This window comes from Candidatus Bathyarchaeota archaeon (assembly GCA_023131225.1).
In the GTDB taxonomy this organism is placed as follows: domain Archaea; phylum Thermoproteota; class Bathyarchaeia; order Bathyarchaeales; family SOJC01; genus JAGLZW01.
In genome coordinates this window covers 38,961-55,399 of sequence record JAGLZW010000009.1, presented here as the reverse complement: position 1 = coordinate 55,399, position 16,439 = coordinate 38,961, and the positions used below count along the sequence as shown (strand labels likewise).

General features: G+C 41.9%; 21 protein-coding genes and 1 pseudogene. 12 read left to right on the top strand and 10 right to left on the bottom strand.

Annotation, left to right across the window (positions count from 1 at the left end):
* The first annotated feature begins 173 nt into the window (after positions 1-173).
* The gene (locus KAU88_02805) at positions 174-824 is read left to right on the top strand and encodes a nucleoside monophosphate kinase (GenBank protein ID MCK4477442.1); all 651 of its coding nucleotides are present in this window, start codon (positions 174-176) and stop codon (positions 822-824) included.
* Positions 825-937: 113 nt separating this feature from the next.
* The gene (locus tag KAU88_02800; GenBank protein ID MCK4477441.1) at positions 938-1,585 is read left to right on the top strand and encodes a PKD domain-containing protein; all 648 of its coding nucleotides are present in this window, start codon (positions 938-940) and stop codon (positions 1,583-1,585) included.
* Positions 1,586-1,603: 18 nt separating this feature from the next.
* Here the strand turns inward: KAU88_02800 and KAU88_02795 are convergent, their stop codons facing one another.
* Both KAU88_02795 and KAU88_02790 read right to left on the bottom strand, forming a co-directional pair.
* Positions 1,604-2,143: a hypothetical protein gene (locus KAU88_02795; protein ID MCK4477440.1), complete on the bottom strand. Its 540-nt coding sequence runs from the start codon at positions 2,141-2,143 to the stop codon at positions 1,604-1,606.
* A gap of 89 nt (positions 2,144-2,232) precedes the next feature.
* Positions 2,233-3,441, bottom strand: coding sequence for a hypothetical protein (locus KAU88_02790; GenBank protein ID MCK4477439.1), 1,209 nt, complete (start codon positions 3,439-3,441; stop codon positions 2,233-2,235).
* Positions 3,442-3,560: 119 nt separating this feature from the next.
* Here KAU88_02790 and KAU88_02785 point away from each other — a divergent pair, with 119 nt between their 5' ends.
* The 7 genes and pseudogenes from KAU88_02785 (at position 3,561) to KAU88_02755 (ending at position 7,837) form a co-directional block, all read left to right on the top strand.
* A complete protein-coding gene (locus KAU88_02785; protein ID MCK4477438.1) occupies positions 3,561-4,070 on the top strand; it encodes a nitroreductase family protein in 510 nt (169 codons plus the stop codon).
* A gap of 17 nt (positions 4,071-4,087) precedes the next feature.
* Positions 4,088-5,440, top strand: a complete 1,353-nt coding sequence (locus KAU88_02780; protein ID MCK4477437.1) for a M20/M25/M40 family metallo-hydrolase — start codon at positions 4,088-4,090, stop codon at positions 5,438-5,440.
* 166 nt (positions 5,441-5,606) lie between these two features.
* Positions 5,607-6,017, top strand: a pseudogene (locus tag KAU88_02775) (CoA-binding protein).
* Positions 6,018-6,113: 96 nt separating this feature from the next.
* On the top strand, positions 6,114-6,434 hold the full coding sequence (gene trxA / locus KAU88_02770; protein MCK4477436.1) for a thioredoxin: 321 nt from the start codon (positions 6,114-6,116) through the stop codon (positions 6,432-6,434).
* A 12-nt stretch (positions 6,435-6,446) separates the two neighbouring features.
* Positions 6,447-6,596, top strand: a complete 150-nt coding sequence (locus tag KAU88_02765) for a hypothetical protein (GenBank protein MCK4477435.1) — start codon at positions 6,447-6,449, stop codon at positions 6,594-6,596.
* A 12-nt stretch (positions 6,597-6,608) separates the two neighbouring features.
* Positions 6,609-7,172, top strand: coding sequence for a hypothetical protein (locus KAU88_02760; GenBank protein ID MCK4477434.1), 564 nt, complete (start codon positions 6,609-6,611; stop codon positions 7,170-7,172).
* A gap of 500 nt (positions 7,173-7,672) precedes the next feature.
* A complete protein-coding gene (locus KAU88_02755) occupies positions 7,673-7,837 on the top strand; it encodes a hypothetical protein (GenBank protein MCK4477433.1) in 165 nt (54 codons plus the stop codon).
* A gap of 250 nt (positions 7,838-8,087) precedes the next feature.
* Here KAU88_02755 and KAU88_02750 read toward each other — a convergent pair whose 3' ends face one another.
* The 4 genes from KAU88_02750 to KAU88_02735 form a co-directional block, all read right to left on the bottom strand.
* On the bottom strand, positions 8,088-8,681 hold the full coding sequence (locus KAU88_02750; GenBank protein ID MCK4477432.1) for a dienelactone hydrolase family protein: 594 nt from the start codon (positions 8,679-8,681) through the stop codon (positions 8,088-8,090).
* A 443-nt stretch (positions 8,682-9,124) separates the two neighbouring features.
* A complete protein-coding gene (locus tag KAU88_02745; protein ID MCK4477431.1) occupies positions 9,125-9,706 on the bottom strand; it encodes a hypothetical protein in 582 nt (193 codons plus the stop codon).
* Between the two features lie 112 nt (positions 9,707-9,818).
* Positions 9,819-10,004, bottom strand: coding sequence for a hypothetical protein (locus KAU88_02740; GenBank protein ID MCK4477430.1), 186 nt, complete (start codon positions 10,002-10,004; stop codon positions 9,819-9,821).
* Complete coding sequence (locus KAU88_02735) at positions 9,997-10,512, bottom strand: hypothetical protein (protein MCK4477429.1); 516 nt, start codon at positions 10,510-10,512, stop codon at positions 9,997-9,999. The genes KAU88_02740 and KAU88_02735 overlap by 8 nt, the downstream gene beginning before the upstream one ends.
* Positions 10,513-10,804: 292 nt before the next feature.
* Between KAU88_02735 and KAU88_02730 the strand changes: the two genes are divergently transcribed.
* Positions 10,805-11,290: an Lrp/AsnC family transcriptional regulator gene (locus KAU88_02730; protein ID MCK4477428.1), complete on the top strand. Its 486-nt coding sequence runs from the start codon at positions 10,805-10,807 to the stop codon at positions 11,288-11,290.
* A 40-nt stretch (positions 11,291-11,330) separates the two neighbouring features.
* Here KAU88_02730 and KAU88_02725 read toward each other — a convergent pair whose 3' ends face one another.
* Positions 11,331-13,634: a PKD domain-containing protein gene (locus KAU88_02725; GenBank protein MCK4477427.1), complete on the bottom strand. Its 2,304-nt coding sequence runs from the start codon at positions 13,632-13,634 to the stop codon at positions 11,331-11,333.
* Between the two features lie 205 nt (positions 13,635-13,839).
* On the opposite strand from KAU88_02725, the gene KAU88_02720 reads away from it, so the two are divergent.
* The gene (locus KAU88_02720) at positions 13,840-14,346 is read left to right on the top strand and encodes a DUF1947 domain-containing protein (protein ID MCK4477426.1); all 507 of its coding nucleotides are present in this window, start codon (positions 13,840-13,842) and stop codon (positions 14,344-14,346) included.
* A 90-nt stretch (positions 14,347-14,436) separates the two neighbouring features.
* Here KAU88_02720 and KAU88_02715 read toward each other — a convergent pair whose 3' ends face one another.
* Complete coding sequence (locus KAU88_02715; GenBank protein MCK4477425.1) at positions 14,437-14,721, bottom strand: hypothetical protein; 285 nt, start codon at positions 14,719-14,721, stop codon at positions 14,437-14,439.
* A 234-nt stretch (positions 14,722-14,955) separates the two neighbouring features.
* Here KAU88_02715 and KAU88_02710 point away from each other — a divergent pair, with 234 nt between their 5' ends.
* A complete protein-coding gene (locus KAU88_02710) occupies positions 14,956-15,711 on the top strand; it encodes a metallophosphoesterase (protein ID MCK4477424.1) in 756 nt (251 codons plus the stop codon).
* Between the two features lie 28 nt (positions 15,712-15,739).
* Here KAU88_02710 and KAU88_02705 read toward each other — a convergent pair whose 3' ends face one another.
* Both KAU88_02705 and KAU88_02700 read right to left on the bottom strand, forming a co-directional pair.
* Positions 15,740-16,033 carry a MoaD/ThiS family protein gene (locus KAU88_02705; GenBank protein ID MCK4477423.1) on the bottom strand — a complete coding sequence of 98 codons (294 nt, stop codon included), beginning with the start codon at positions 16,031-16,033 and terminating at the stop codon, positions 15,740-15,742.
* Between the two features lie 15 nt (positions 16,034-16,048).
* Positions 16,049-16,426, bottom strand: a complete 378-nt coding sequence (locus KAU88_02700) for a hypothetical protein (GenBank protein ID MCK4477422.1) — start codon at positions 16,424-16,426, stop codon at positions 16,049-16,051.
* Between the last annotated feature and the right edge of the window lie 13 nt (positions 16,427-16,439).

The following is a 16,439-nucleotide window of genomic DNA, read 5'->3' as shown; positions in this document are numbered from 1 at the left end:
AGCGTAGAAAAAAGATTTTGCGGAAAGACAACCAGAAGGCTCTTAAAGCAAATAGGTAAAATCCACGCAATTTTTGAGTACAGAGCGTAGCTACCAATATTACTCTTGCAGTAATGCTTAATTACCAAGCTGTAAACTTCTTTAAAACCACGAGTTCCTAGGAGACATGAAAAATGAACCTCATAATTCTCGGCCCGCCGGGTTCAGGAAAGGGGACATATGCCTCAAGGTTACAGTTAAGACTCGGCATGCCGGCCATAGCGACGGGCGATATTCTTCGAGAGATAGTGAAAGAAGAAACAATGTTAAGCAAAAAACTCAAGGAGTATATGAGCAAAGGGGAACTAGTCCCGGACAACATCATAGTCGAGGTTCTGAAAGAAAGACTTGCCAAAGATGATAGCAAAAGGGGTTTCATATTAGATGGTTATCCTCGAACTATTGAACAAGCGAAGGCACTTGGCACTTTCGCGAAGATTGATGTAATCATCCTCCTCCTTATACCCGAGTGGATCATCATTGAAAGACTCTCAAGCCGAAGAATCTGCAGAAACTGTGGAGAGGTCTACAATATTCGGTATTTGAAACCCAAGAAACCAGGAATCTGCGATAAATGTGGTGGCGAACTCTATCAGCGGATTGATGATACACCAAAAGTTATCAAGGAAAGGTTGAAAGTTTATGAAAGACAAACGCAACCTCTTCTAGAATACTACAAAGGCAAGGCTCCATTTGTAAAATTCAAATGTGAAGACACAGACATACCACCTGAAATTGGAGTTGAGGAGATTCTTAAAGGATTGAAAAAACTCAATCTTTCATAGCAAAAAAACCCAAGTTCATACGTGCAGTCAATAGGTCAAAATTTAGAATGTGTCAATTTTTGAAACTAGGCTAATATCTAAAAACAAGGTTAAGAGTTAATGGAGCAAATAACATGCGATTCTCATATCTACTGTTGGCATCTTTCCTAGCTAGCGTCATAATGCTTTCCCTTGCAAGCCCCTGTGCTTGTTACTTACCAGAAGACGTCAACCGTGATGGCAGAGTTGATATGGATGACATTATGGTAGTGAAGGAAGCCTACGGTTATCAATCTGGTGACAAGTATTGGAATCCAAACGTAGATGTTGTTGCTGATGGAAAGATAGACATTTTTGATGTAGTGAAAATAATAGCGAAGTTTGGTGCACATATGCCTGTGGCATCGTTTACAGAGAGCGTGCACACTGCGCCTGTGGGTATACCTATAGAATTTGACCCTAGTGAGAGTTATGATTATAACGGAACGATCGTCTTGTATGAATGGGATTTTGATGGTGATGGCGTCTATGATGAGAGCACAACATCTCCTGTTGTGGTATCCTTTGTATACTTGATCCCTGGAGAATACAATGTCACTCTTAGGGTAACAGACGATGATGGTCTAACAGATACAGCTATGGATACAAAAATTATAACATCAACTGGTGTTATTCCAGAAGTTCCGCTTGGGACAATTGTGGCTTCGGCTGCAATGATGGTCGCACTGATGGCCTATGCCATGCCAAGGTGGAGAAGAAAGCGACAAGGCATCAACCAATAGTTTTTCTTATTGAAAGTGTCATTTTCGGTTTTCTCTTGATTCCGCTTGGTGATATGATTTAAATAAGTGGTATCTAGATAGGCGTGGCCAGCCAGTTTTGGCGTATTTCAATTTGTTTGGGTTTTTCTTCAACCAGTTCATCATGTGGAAGAAGTTTTTTGCCCTCTTTGTGTCCCTCTCTTTTAGGGGTTTGTAGCCCAAGTTTCTTATTTCATCAAGGTAAGCTGTTTCTGTAAGGCGTTGTGTTTCTCCTGTCACTTTGACTCGGCGGATTCGGTCATCGCCGTATCTCTTTCCCAAATCTTTAACAGCCTCGTCGAAGATGTAGCCCCTGCAGATGTGGATTGGTTCCTCTGCTTTGAGTTTGAATCTGTCCAGTAAGTGGAGTACAATCTTTGAAGCTTCGTTCAGATACTCTTTTTGGCGGAATTGTTGACTTCTGAAATATCTGACATCCAAAATTTCATATCTAAATTCTTGTGTTTCATCACGAAAGGCTCCTATGACCACACCGAAAAGGAGGTCTCCTATACCCGCATCATCTATTATTATTGTCATCGAATACTGCCCCTTTCTGCTGGAGAATATGTAAACCTGTATAAAAATCGTCTAGTCAGCGAATGCGTCCATTTACGAAATCGAAGCCTCTAGGAAGGTTTTACAGGTCTCAATAGACCCTCTTTTGTGATCTCAATGCGGATTCTATCACGTTTGAAATTGCACATTCGACAGTCCAAGACTCGCGCTATTCTGACGAACTCACCTCTCTTCACTTCCAAGTCCATCTGCTGATCCTGCCAGTATACACGCCCGTAGTCAACTATTATAGTGCCATCAAGGTTATGGGCAAGCCCAATGCCTCCTGCCATCTCATAAGTATCCCACGATTCTTTACCGCGTTGATTTACATAGATGCACGTGACCCCTTTCTTCTGGTTGTGTCTAGCTAACTCCATAACTCGGTATTTCAGTGCGCCTCTATACGATTCAAGAACAGTCACAGAGTCGATAATGGCTAAATCAATGTTTTCCTTTTCTACAACGTAGCGGTAAACCTCTGCAAAGGTATCCCAGTCAAGTAGCTCTGGAAACATGACCGTGTCTAGCACAAACAAGTTTTCCTGGATTTTACTCCAATCTTTTCCTAAAAAATCGGCTTTTTCTTTCATGCGAGACTGCAGGTCAAAACGAGATGAAGGACTCTGCCAAATGTCTTCAGCCGTTGCGTAGAGAACTTTCTTTTCCACAGAAGAAACATTTATGGCAATTTCCTCCACAAGAATTGATTTGCCCGCGCCAGGCAAGCCAGTGAGTGCGAACTGACCTACGATAGGTAGACCATTCAACGGGGGCCCTTCAATTGTGAGAAACAAGTGGTCAATGAAAGTTCCGGTTGGAAGGGCTGTCAAGGTTTTTTTGGCTTTTCCTGCGGAGCTCGGTCGCAGTACTAGGGAGCTAAGCTTTTTTTCTTTACGTTCGATTTCGGTTGTCATGGGTTTTGTGGCAAGTTCCCACTCGTCTGCTGGCTCTCTTGCCTCTTTCACAGCGTTAGCTAGAGTCTTAGCCATTGCTTTAACTATTTTATTAACATCATGTTGCGGCTCGCTTTCTTCTTTGGCAGCAGTGACAACTTTCTCTTTCGGCTTTGCCTCAGGCACAATTAGTTCAACATCGGTTGTTAGAATCCACATTTCACCTTTTCTATCAACCACACCCTTCGATTTCAAAACTTGAAGTATAGCATAGGCGGAATCAGGTCCATACTTTGCTATGTGAAGCCCTTCGGATATCTCGTCAAGAGAAGCTTGACTATCATGTTGCTTGAGAAAATCTGAAACATCTTTTTGCTCAACCATTTTAGTGTACCTCGAATTCTAATGCGGTTTTCTGATTAAAAGCCTCTTGCTTAAAACCTAAATTAGGTAAAGGATAATATGGTTCTACGAAGTATGAATCCAAGATAGAGAGAAAGAGTATGGATATTTTTGAAACAATAGAAACTTGGAGAAGCATTAGAAAATATAAATCTGGTTCTATTTCAGATAAAGAGTTGAAGATGATTTTTGAAGCTGCTCGCTTGGCGCCTTCTGCCGCTAACCGACAGCCGTGGTGTTTTGTGGTGGTGCGTGATGCGGAAAGAAAGCAGGCTTTGGCTAAGGCAGCAAACAATCAGATGTTCTTGGCAGATGATGCGGCAATTGTAACGGCTATAGGTGATCCTGAAATATCTAAAAGATGGTATGAAAAAGACCCCATGATAGCGGTGGAACATATGGCTCTGGCGGCCGTTGCCCTAGGCTATGGTACATGCTGGATAGGGGCTTTCAACGAAGAGGAAGTGAAGCACATTCTTACTATCCCTGAGGAGAAGCGCGTAATTGCTCTACTGCCCATCGGCGTGCCTGACGAAATTCCAAAGCCTAGACCGAGTAAGAAAATTTCAGAAACCTTCTTCGAAGAAGAATTCGGCAAACCTCTAAGCTGACGGTGCTTTTTGTGGGCATGAAAAAAGTTTATGGCTATATTGACAGGCATTCGCAGAACTTCATTCAAGAAGTGGCAAGGTTGGTGAAACAGCCCAGCGTCTCTGCAAAGGGTGAAGGGATGCAAGAATGTGCCGAAATGGTTGAAAAAATGCTGTGTGAGGCTGGATTTTCTACTGAGATAATTCCTGAAAAAGATGGATATCCCGTTGTTTATGGAGAGCTCAAGTCGAAAAATTCAGAGAAAACACTGCTGTTCTACGATCATTATGACGTTCAACCGCCTGAACCCTTGGAAGAATGGAAATTCGATGCCTTCAGCGGCAAAGTTTATGAGGGAAAAATTTATGGTCGAGGCGTCTCTGATAATAAGGGAAATATTGTTTCGAGAATAAAGGCCATTGAGGCTTTTCTTGAAGTTGTTAGCGACGTTCCTGTAAATGTAAAGTTTGTTGTTGAAGGCGAAGAAGAAATCGGCAGCCCCCATTTTGCACCTGTTGTTAAGCGGCATAAAGACTTGTTTTCCAATGACGCTACAATATGGGAGTTTGGCGGAACGAACTATGAAGGACGACCCGAGATTTACCTAGGGCTCAAAGGTGTGTTGTCGGTTGAGTTAAAAGCTAAAGGTGCGTCTAGGGATGTTCACTCTGCAAATGCTCCGCTAATTCCAAATCCTGCGTGGCGCCTCGTCTGGACTTTAAACAGTTTGAAAAACAAAGACGGAGATATACTAATTGAAGGCTTTTATGACGACGTTGAACAGCCTTCTAAAGAAGAACTCCAACTATTGAGCGACATTCCGCTTGAAGAAGAAAAACTAAAGAAAACTTTGGGGTTAAAAAAGTTTTTACGCGGGAAAACCGGGATAGAAGCAAAGAAAGCACTGCTTTACAGTCCCACATGCACAATTAATGGTTTTCTCACGGGCTATACGGGGCACGGCTCGAAGACAGTTTTACCAAAGGAAGCTATGGTGAAACTTGACTTTAGACTTGTGCCCAACCAGATGCCCAACGAAATTCTAGAGAAGCTTGTCAACCACTTGCAGAAAACTGGTTTCAGAGATGTCGAAGCTATAGAACATGGTTCTACTGAGCCAGCAAAAACTCCCGTAACCGACAAGTTTGTAGATGTTGTTGTTCAGGCGGCGGAAAAAATCTATAAGAAAAAAGCTGTTGTGTATCCTACTAGTGCAGGTTCAGGACCTATGCATCTATTCCGAAACTGGTTGGATTGCCCCGTTGTTTCTGCGGGTTGCAGTCACGCAGATGCGAAAGGTCATGCTCCAAACGAAAACCTGACCATAGATGGCTTTATAAAGGGAACTAAATTTATGGCAACTATCCTAAATGATTTCAGCCAATCCTGACTGTATCTAATCTCAAAGCACGTACACTCGAAGTGATATATGACGCCTATTGGCAGCTAATTTGTGGGTTGTAGCGGCCGATTTAATCTAAGAGCCGCGTATAGAGAAATCTAAAGTCTTTAGTACTGCAATAACCACCAGTGCCTCAAAAGAAGGCAACATAAGGTTGAATCGAGCCAGCATAGAACAAATCCTAAAACAATATAAAACCTTAGCCATCGTCGGGCTCTCCCAAGACTCCACAAAAGCAAGCCACCAAGTCGCCCGATATCTACAAGAAAAAGGCTACAACGTCATACCGGTCAACCCTAACGCAGAACAAATCCTAGGACAAAAAACCTGCAAAACCCTACTGGACATACCACCAGAAACGCAAAAAACTATAGAAATCGTTGACATCTTCAGATCCTCAGAAGATGTGCCGCCTGTAATAGACCAAGCGATCCAACTGAAAAAGCAGCATGGAAAGCCTTATTTAATCTGGATGCAACTCGGAATAACTAATCAGCAAGCTGCAGAGAAAGCTCAAAAAGCTGAAGTAGCAGTAATAATGAATAAATGTATAATGAAGGAGCATGGTCACTTGTTTGGAGAAAAAGAAGACACTGAACTAGAAAAAATCAAGGCAAGAAAAATGCAAAAAATGATGAAAAAATCAAAAAGCGGCGATGAAATCTCTAGCCCAATCACAGTAACAGACGCCGATTTCGGCAAGGCTATCAAAGAACATCCGCTAATGGTCATAGATTGCTGGGCACCGTGGTGTGGACCCTGCCACATGATTACTCCAATCATAAACGAGCTAGCTAAAGAGCATGCTGGCGAAATAGTCTTTGGTAAACTTAACGTAGATGAAAACCCGAAAACAGCTACACGGTTCAGTGTAATGGGAATTCCAACGTTGCTAATTATAAAGAACGGAACAGAAGTGGACCGCATAGTTGGAGCATCCCCGAAGCTGCTAATTGAAAATAAGCTGAAGAAGTATATCTGAGGCGGGGAATCTATGGAGATTTCAGAAAAAAGAATCATAGGCTCCCTTATTCTATTGGCAGGTTTAACATTTGTTTCGATGGCATTATTTACGGGTCAATTAGACAAAATCGCAGATTTAATGAAAAACATTTTCGAACCTGCAGTAGCAGGCTTGCCGTGAGAAGGAAAGAAAATGCCTATAATTCGCAGAGAAGGAGAAAAGGAAGGAATTCTAGAGGCCGCAAAACTAATGATGGTCTCGGCAAGAACCGCACCCAAGTCAGCGGGAATCGATGACTTAGTTATGGCGATAGTCTATGGAAAAGAAAAAGATGAAATTGCAGCAGAAATGGACAAGATTGCAGAAGAAAGGAACATCAAAGCCTTCAGACGAGACAGCAAAAACTTACGCGACTCTGAAGCAGCCTTGATAATCGGCGTAAAAGGACCAAAATCCCTCAGTATCAACTGCGGCGCATGTGGCTACACAACCTGCGAAGCCTTCAACAAAGCGGAAAAAACGCAGGGTCAAGATTTTGTGGGACCTACATGTTTGTTTAAAGCCTTAGACTTGGGTATAGCCTTGGGCTCAGCAGCAAAAACAGCAAATCTCCTTAACGTAGACAACCGAATAATGTATCGGGTTGGAACCGCAGCAAAGAGACTAAAATTACTGCCGGAAGCCCACATCATTATGGGGATACCTCTCTCCGCTAGCGGCAAAAGCGTCTACTTCGACAGATCTAGAGAGGTATAAGTACGCCGCTGAGACACTTCTTGCTTGGTCAGGTCTTTGAGAATATTACGTAACGTTTGAACTGCATCGTCTTCTAAATCTGAACCAGCTACAGTGCTATCAGACTGACTGAAATTTTCTTTGGTGAGTATTTCCTCAAGATCATATCCAAAGCCTCATAAAGAAACTATCAAATGAGTGACAAACAAGCTATGCGCACGCAGAAACTGGAATCAATATTATGTTGCTAGGCTTCAAAGCTTCAGTGCCCGCAGAAAAGGGTAGGGGGGAGGGCTAGGTGTGTCTCTGTCCTTTTGAAAGCCCCCACAACTACATCCAAGACACTGCAATAACGCAAACTCATACTCCGCCTTTGCAGTATGCATGCCCGAGTTTTCAAGTCGCTTGTCAAAGCATGGTTGAAGTAGTTCCGCATAAATACGGTGACCAAACCGCAATTGTTAATTATTCGAGTGTTAGCTTTCAACAAGAACATGTATAATTGCATGAGTGAATGTGCCATGCAGGGCATCAAGAAGGATATAAACAATGCCAAGTATGCAAGGAAGAAAAAATGTCTGTATCATCCCGCAATGGAATGCCCGACGCCAGATGAACCATGCATTTTCACGTTAATAGAAGACATGCAAAGAAATGGCAAAAATAGAATTGATGAATACTTATAGAACAGCCAGCCTCGTGTGCATCTATGAACACTTGTTAAGTGTTTATTGTCTTTACTTTTTATAGATTACCTCAGAAACGTTGTTAGAAGCTCTTTAACTGTTATATCAGGCTGACCTGCTCAGGAAAACATCAGTGATTGCACCTTTGCCACCTTAAGCTAGGGGGGTGATGTCTCCACTCGATAGGGGGTTCAAATCCCCCCCAGCACCGTTTTTCTGAAGAAGATGCGAAAAAAGCATGGCTCGCGGGTCATTTGGAAAATGCCTCTTTGAAAAATTCACATATACTTTTTGAAGCTAAATCAATTGTTGTTGGATAGTCATCCATGTAGAAATGATCTGTGTTTAAAATAAGTTTCTCTTTTCTTTCTCTTGCTTTTTTGTAGAGTTGTTTAAAATCCGAGTATGGCGCTACTTTGTCGTGTTTTCCATGTACAAAGAGTTTGGGGCAATCAAAGTTTAAGTTCGCCTTTAGACTATTCACTTTCTTCAGAATCGAAATGGCAACAAAACAATTAGTCTCAACTTGAACCGCTACATTAGACGCGACTACGGCGCCAAAAGAATATCCCAGAAGACCTAAAGAATCAACTCTTTTCCGCATGAACGAAGTCGCATCCAATACATTTTGAACCTCCTTGACCCCTTTACCATAACCACCATAATCCATGCACAAAGCAGAGACGTCATGAGACGCAAGTTCTCTGGCAACTCTAACAATTCTAGTATCATCCCTGCTGCCGCCGTACAGAGGATGCGGCGGACAAAGAACAACCCCCACAGATGAACCCCCATACAGAGTTGCGAGCAAGGTCTCATCCTTACTTCTGAAGCTTACCTGCATACACGCCAACCTCCCCAATTTTTTCACATCTTCAACATTTAAGATTTACCAGAGTGGATGCAGTTAGACAGAAAAAATCGGAGAAGAGACGGGAGATATCTCCATTTTAACCAAGGCTACTTCGCCCGGCGACTTTTTGTTAACGCGCATATATCGTTAATCTTGGGATTTTGGTAGACATCATGTCCCCGAGGCCGCATCATCCACGTTGCAGGAGCCCTGCCCATAAGGCGCTTTGTTCTCTTTGCGACGTGCATCTCTAATGCGCATTTCGCGGAGCTTCAGAAGATATCATATAGCCGAGCCGATGCTGCTTAGAGAACAAGCCCTGAAAGGAATCCAAAAAGGAAAAAAGGGAGATCGACGCCTTCTGGAAAACGCTTTTGCCTTTCCAAACAAATAGAATCATCTATTTTGATAGACATACATAGAAGGGGCAAGTGTTAAACATTTTTTTTCATTTTTTCGTACATTTTCTCTAATGTCCATCGGATGCTTGACTTTAACTCGCGCAGCCTATCAGCTGTAAGATTTTTGATCACGATCTCTCGAATGGCATCACCGTCCAAAATTATCTCGTAAGAGAAAATCTTGTCAGGAGCCATCTCGCCTTCACTTGCAGCTTGACTGTCTTTCTCCTGCATTTTTTTTAGAACACGCTCAACTAGAAACTGTTGAAAAGGTGGAGTTTTTACGTCAAATCTTTTGCCCTCAGCAATTGTTACACGCATAGAATCTCTGCTCATGTATAGATTCGCTAGAAGATCTCCTGTCACGGCTTTAAGAGGAAACACAGTTTCATATTCCACAACAGGCGGCAACGAAGGCACCTTAGCAGGTTTGAGCTCTGTAATCTCTGCTCTTTTAAATCCTTTTTCCAATAGAGTTTCATTGGCAAACTCGAGAAGCATTTTGAAATTTTCCAAATCGACCTTTGCTGCAGTTATCTTCTTCTCAAGCATCGACTTGAACTCGGCAAGCTTCTTTATCTTTTCGTTTTCGTCCTTCTTTTCTTCTCTTGCCATAGTCTCTCTCCGAGCAGAAAATATCAACTATGTTCCTTAAGAAAGCTTGCGTTTCTCAACGGGACATCATTAATCATTGTTTCAGTAAGATGTATATATGAATCTTCTGAATCTAAGGCGTGCCTCCCCATGTATATCCATATGGACCAGATGTGCAAACGATGTCAAAGATATCAACATTGCCACCGGAAGGCGCCACGTCTGCTCCTGAAAACCATTTTCTATCTGGCATACTAGTCCCTTGGCTGCCATAGGCATTAGCTTGCATTACAACATCGTAGATGTCAATTTTAACCAAGTGAGGCTTTTAGAAGCTTTGACTTAAAGGTTTTAGGTTCATTTGTTCGTGGTCCGTAAAGTGGTTTGGTCTCTACTCCATATGCTTTCGTTAAAAATTTCTCAAATTCATCAAATACGAGGCTGCCTGTTTCATTCAACTTTAAGCAGAGTGGCTTGCCTTGATATAGCCCACTTAAATCATACAATGCTGTTCTCTTGGAGAGCTCAGAATTCACTATCAAAGTTTCCACTAATTGCTCTGAAGGTGGCTGCTGAAAAACCCAAGCGGTATAAGAGACATCTATTATGCGATAAGATTTTCCTTCAGGAACGGCACGTTTCTTGTTGGTAACAATTCGTTTAAAGGTAGATGGGTGGATCGTTCGCGTTCCAATGAAATTATGGTATTCGTCATCTATCTTAACTATATCCTCGTAATCGGAGGTTTTCCAACCTCTGCGACGACAGGTTTCCTTAAAACGCTTCAAAAGATCCCAGACCTTAGGCATTTCTGAAGGTTCAGTCATTCTAAACATCACTAGAAGATTCTTATAGAACTATTTTCTAGTTTCCATCTTCTAGTTCTCAATGTCTAATTTAAATCTATTTGACATAAACTTCGCAAAACCGTGGCTGCAACAGTGAAAGCCCATAAAATTGTAGGAACATTCCATGCTTTTCAAACAGTTTTCCGAAACAAATTCTTACTAACCATTTGCAAAATTGCAGAAATCCGCCAAGTTTTTCTACATTTTACCGATGGCAAAGGATAAATTATGAAAAATGCAAAGACTACTTTTTCTTGAGAAGGTTCGGTTTATGAAGACTAAGAATCAACTGGTTATTCTTGACGATTTAGACTGGGGTATACTAAGAATTCTGCAAGAAAACGCCAGGCAGACATATACAGAAATCGGGCGGCGCTTGAATTTGGCGCACTCTACTGTATATGACCGCATAAAGAGGATGGAGAGATATGGAGTAATCAGAAGATATTGCGTTATGATTGACCCTAAAAAAGCCGGAGTGAAACTGCTTACTGCAATTGTAACAGTTTTTACCAATCCGAAAGAAAGCGGAAAAGTTGCAGAACAACTGGCAAAACAAGAACAGGTAGTAGAAGTCTTCACTTCGCTCTCTGAGGAATTACTAATAATTGCAAAAATAGTAGCTGAAGACCAAGAGAAATTACATTCTTTTCTTGCACAGTTCGTGGCCCCTCTGCAGGGCGTACTTCGCATTAGAACTTCCATTATCACGCGGAAATATAAAGAAGAAACTTTTTCCTTCCAAAGCGGAAACTAACCAAGTGTTCGTTGACTTTTTGTCCAAATTTCCAAGATGTCTATTTGGTTCTCATTTGCCGTTTTCTTACCCAATACGACGTAATAAAGACGACAGCAATGAGCATAACGTTTAGGCTTATCCATGTGGGCAGTAGAGGCGACTTTACAGAAACTGTAGAACCTCCTATAATAATCTCTTCGTAGCAAGCGATGGCAGTATGAGACATGTTCATCCTTACTGAAATTGATTCATCACCCGCATCCTGCAGAAATGTGTCAACCTCCCAATGGAGAAACTTATAGTCTACAACTGAAGGTGCAGCAAGAGTCACATTTGTAGATTCGTCATACCAACCTTCGCCTGGAATTGTTGCAATCCCTAATGGATCAGTCTCAACCGTCAAATAGTATTGGGTCTCGTAGTTTGCAGTTACAGTTTTAGGCTTATCCATTAACACTGTTGTCGAGGAAGAAGATGGATCAGTTATTTCAGACATGTTGGCTGTTGTCCAGCCGAAGAACTTGTAACGGGATAAACCGAACACAATGTCGATAAATTCATCTGTGGATATTGGTGCATATGCCCCAACATCATACCAATCTTCGCCAGAAGGAGTAGTGGCACCGCTGGGATTTGTGGTTACTATCAAGTAGTATTGTAGGACGTAATGGGCAGTGGCTGTGTGGTTAGCATCCATATATACAACGATAGGATTTCCCGGAATTGTGTTGTTGTCAACATCCCAATAGCTGAGCCTGTATTGGACACCTGTTGAGACTTGAACAAATTCCGGCGCTGTCAGGCTGACGTTTGTTCTCTCATCGTACCAGCCTTCACCTAGAATCGTTGTGATGTTATCTGGATCTGTCTCCACTGTCAAATAGTACCTTCGGGGGCGAATAGTGATTGTCTTTGATTCTGTATCCCATCTGCCTTCGCTGTCCGTTATGTTTAAGGTTACTGTAAAGCTTCCATTCGCAGTGTAGCGGTGTGTTGTTATTGGGTCGCTTTCTATAACGACGGGGGTTCCGTCTCCGAAATTCCAAGCGTAACTGATTAAAACCCCGCCGTCAGGGGTCGAGTCTGAAGCGTCAAAGGTGACATTTTCGTATGTGTAGGGATAAAATGGCGACCACAAGAAGTCAGCGATAGGCAAAGCTTCAACCATAATCGATTTGGATTCTGTGTCCCATTTTCCCTCGCTGTCTGTCACGTTTAGAGTGACTGTGTAGTTCCCAAACGTGGAATACGTGTGGTTTATGATGGGGGAGGTGATTGTCGTGATGTTTCCGTCTCCAAAATTCCACTCGCAGCTGATAATGATCCCTCCATCAGGTGTTGAAGTTGACGCGTCGAAGGTTACTACCTCATGCTCCAATGGGTCAGATGGCGAAAAACTGAAAGCAGCGACGGGATGCTGTCTGACACTTATGGTTGCTGTAGAGTTGTCTGTCAGACCGTCATTATCCGTGACAACCAGTATTACTGTGTAGTTTCCAAAGGCCGTGTAAGTGTGATTGGTTATTGGGTCGCTTTCTATAACGACGGGGGTTCCGTCTCCGAAATTCCAACTATAACTAACGATATAGCCGTCTGGATCGTAGCTTTCGGAAGCATTGAGAGTTATTATCTCATCTGTGTTCGGATAAGCTGGGTCATAAAAGAACTTGGCTATTGGATGTTGAGGTGCTGGCGGTCCGGGTTGGAGTAAAACTGTGGAATCTTCGGAAATGGAGTTGTGGGTTATGTCGCCGGTTCTTGTAGGTGGGGGATTAACTTTACTTCCGTAGGCATCAAAATGCATCCTAATGCCTGTTGTATTTGAAAATGTTACAGAAACTACGACTTCCTTATATCCTTTACGGGGTACAGTTCCAATATTGACATAGGTATCGTTAAACCATGTAGGATAAACATCACCTGACGGCCAAGTCCAAAGGTTGTATGGAGTTGGAGAGCCGTATCGGAATGCCGATTTCGGTATAGGGATGCTACTCACAACAAGATTTTCAAGGTTATTGTAGCCAATGTCATTTAGGGTAATAATGAGGTGTGTGTCGTATGATCTTTTTGCAGCGCTAGTGTTGTTAATTCTAACAGTAAAAGTTTGGGATGTCCCAGTAAGGTTTAACAACCAACATTCGCTTAACCATGGATCTGAATCGGGGCCGACATATGTGCCATCTGGGAGAGAAATCTTGAGGATGGCTGCGGGATCAGCTTTTACGGGATTCAAGAGACAGAGGGAAAAAAGCATTAGGATTATAAGACCTAAAACACTCAAGCGTAACGACTTGACTGCGTTCGCACACATTGTTTCTCCTTCTCCCTCAGCTACTATTTCTATAACCTTAAAAACCATTTAAAGCTTATGGAACTAATTTCTATAAGCGCACACGGACCTGCACGAAGGACTTAATTAAAAAATCTTTGGGGCTTCAATCTTTACTGTGAGTTTCCGGTTAAGTTGATGGTCAATTTTCCTCGCTTTGAATGTATATGAAATAGGAAGCTAACAGTTAAGTTAACATTTTTAATTACTGTAACAATAGCTAATTGGTGACAATGTGTCGAAAATCGAACGTCAGTTCCTGAAAGAAAAGGAAGCAAAGAAGCTGCTCTCAGAATTCCTCAAAAGAGCTAAAATCCACACTAAACAGCTACCAGCGCTGAAGCCACCTATCGAACTTGCTAAAACTAACAATGAAGAAATATTTCTAATCAATAGAAAACCAATTTTCGTAAAGTCAGACAACAAGCTCTTTCCTACACTTGTATCTCACGAGCTTTTGTCAAACCTGCCGAAAGCAACGGTAAACATGGGAGCAGTCCCATACGTATGCAATGGAGCAGATATTATGGCTCCCGGCATTGTCAACTTCGAAGGAGCCTTCAATAAAGGAGACATTGTCGTAATCTCCGACGAACGCCACCAAAAACCCATAGCTATTGCCATAGCACTCTATAGCACAGAAAAGGCAAAAGAACTTGAGCATGGAAAAATCCTAAAAAACATCCATTACATCGGAGACCAATTGTGGAACACAGTGAAACAACTAGATCATGCAAGATAAAGCAAAAATGACTTGAAAAACGGAGTTTTGCATTTACTCCGTAGATTTTCCCAAAAGTGTCAAACTCTTCAACATGCACAAGAGGTCTAATTAGAAATGCTCCCTTGGTATTCCTTCTTGTTGTGATGCTAATTGTGCTTGGATAGGGGGCTTCTCTCGTGATTTCAGTCTCTCTTCTAGTTCCTTTATTCTGTCTCGAAGCTGACCATTTGTTTCTCTCTTCGCTCTAACCTTATCCAGCAAGTTCTGAACTTCCAGCTTTGCTTCGAGGATTTTTACTCTCTCGATCAGACTCTTTTCTTCTTCTTCCAATGATTTCAATTGCTCTTTAAGTTCGTATGCAAGCCTCTGCTGTTCCTCAAATTCCTGGCTCATGATAGTTCCACTAAGAGTTTAATCTGAAGAAGCTAAACATAAATGACTTATGAACGGGTAATTAGTATTGATACACACGTTTCCTCAGAAGATACACAAAAAAAAGGGAGGAAAATGTGGGAGCTATCTCCACCAACATCTGAATAAGCATCATCTACCTGCTTTTGCAGATTGCTGCAGCACAAAAACATCTATAAAAGAAGCCATGAAATAGTCAAAAGGATGAACAAAAACATGTTGCTAGTTCAAATTTCTGACATCCATTGTGGCTCAATGTTTCGAAAAAAAACACTGCAAGACGCTTTAAAAGAGATCAACGCAATGTCTCCAGACGTGGTTCTAGTAACTGGAGATCTAACTGAAGAGGGCTTAATGACTGAATTCCAAACCGTCGCAGCACAATTGAAAAAGTTGAAAGCAGAGAAGGTCATTTATGTAAGCGGAAACCACGACTATCGCTCTACAGGCTACCTACTCTTTAGGCGATTTTTCTCCTTTTCACAAATTACAGAGGTAGGAAATGTTGTTATTGTTGTGGTTAGCTCTGCAAGACCCGACAGAGACGACGGAGAAGTAGGCCACAGACAAAACCTCTGGCTAGAAAGCACGCTTGCAAAACATCAAGATAAATTGAAGATAGTAGCAATTCACCATCACATAATTCCTGTCCCAGATACGGGTGCAGACCAGATCACTGTTATAGATGCAGGCGACGTTCTAAGGAGTCTAATAAAATCAGAAGTAGACCTCGTATTGTGTGGTCACAGGCACAGACCCTGGCGATGGCAAATACAAAATATGAAAGTAATTCATGCTGGAAGCGTGTCCTGCGAAAAGCTTCGTGGTTTCTTCTGTAACTCTTACAATGTTATAACTATAAAGAAAAAAAGAATAAAGGAAAAACTGAAAATAGTAAATGGCGAATTCATGGAATTTGATGCTATCGTTAAAATGAGAGAAGTTTTTCATGCATCTGACATATCAAGCTGAGGGACTTATTATCACGTGGGGGTGTCCATTAGCCTCCATGTGAGACTGGAATCAAAACCAAATTGTCACCATCCTCAATTCTAGTGTCGAGTCCATCAAGTACACCAATCTCTTTCTTATTAAGCAAAATAATCATATTTGGTCGAGGATCGTTGAGTTCAGGGTCAATCAAAACTTGTTTAAACTTGGATGGAAAAAAGGTTGCTAGCTCAGAAATCACATCTTTGACGGCTACAAAGCTATCAAATTCCAGTGAAACATTCCTTTTCTTAGTTATTTCTTGTAGAGTACCTAGAAGATTTACTTCTATTCTAATAGTCAACCTTCTCATTCCAGACTAATCTTTTTCGTCAATAAAAAGTTCGACAATATCAGATGCAATTTGCACAATATCATCAACATGCTTGATTGTCTTGGGAAGCTGTAAATCAGACGTTCGAGAAAGCTTTTGTATTGTCCGCTCAATTTCAATCAGACATTTAAGCACAGGTTCGTCAGTTGACTGCTGTTGGGTATAAAACGCTTGGTATACGATTGATTCTATGAAGGCAGGGTCGCCTAAGCTGTAGTATATTGCTGCCTGCGCTTTCCTCATTGCTTCGAGTATTAGGCTGTATGCAATAGAAGGCGTTTTCTGAGCTGCTAGAAGTTCTGCTTTTGCTTCTCTAAGGTAACGGAGAGCCCATCCTTTTCTATAATCCCCTGCTGTAGCCATTTAGCTTTGAGCT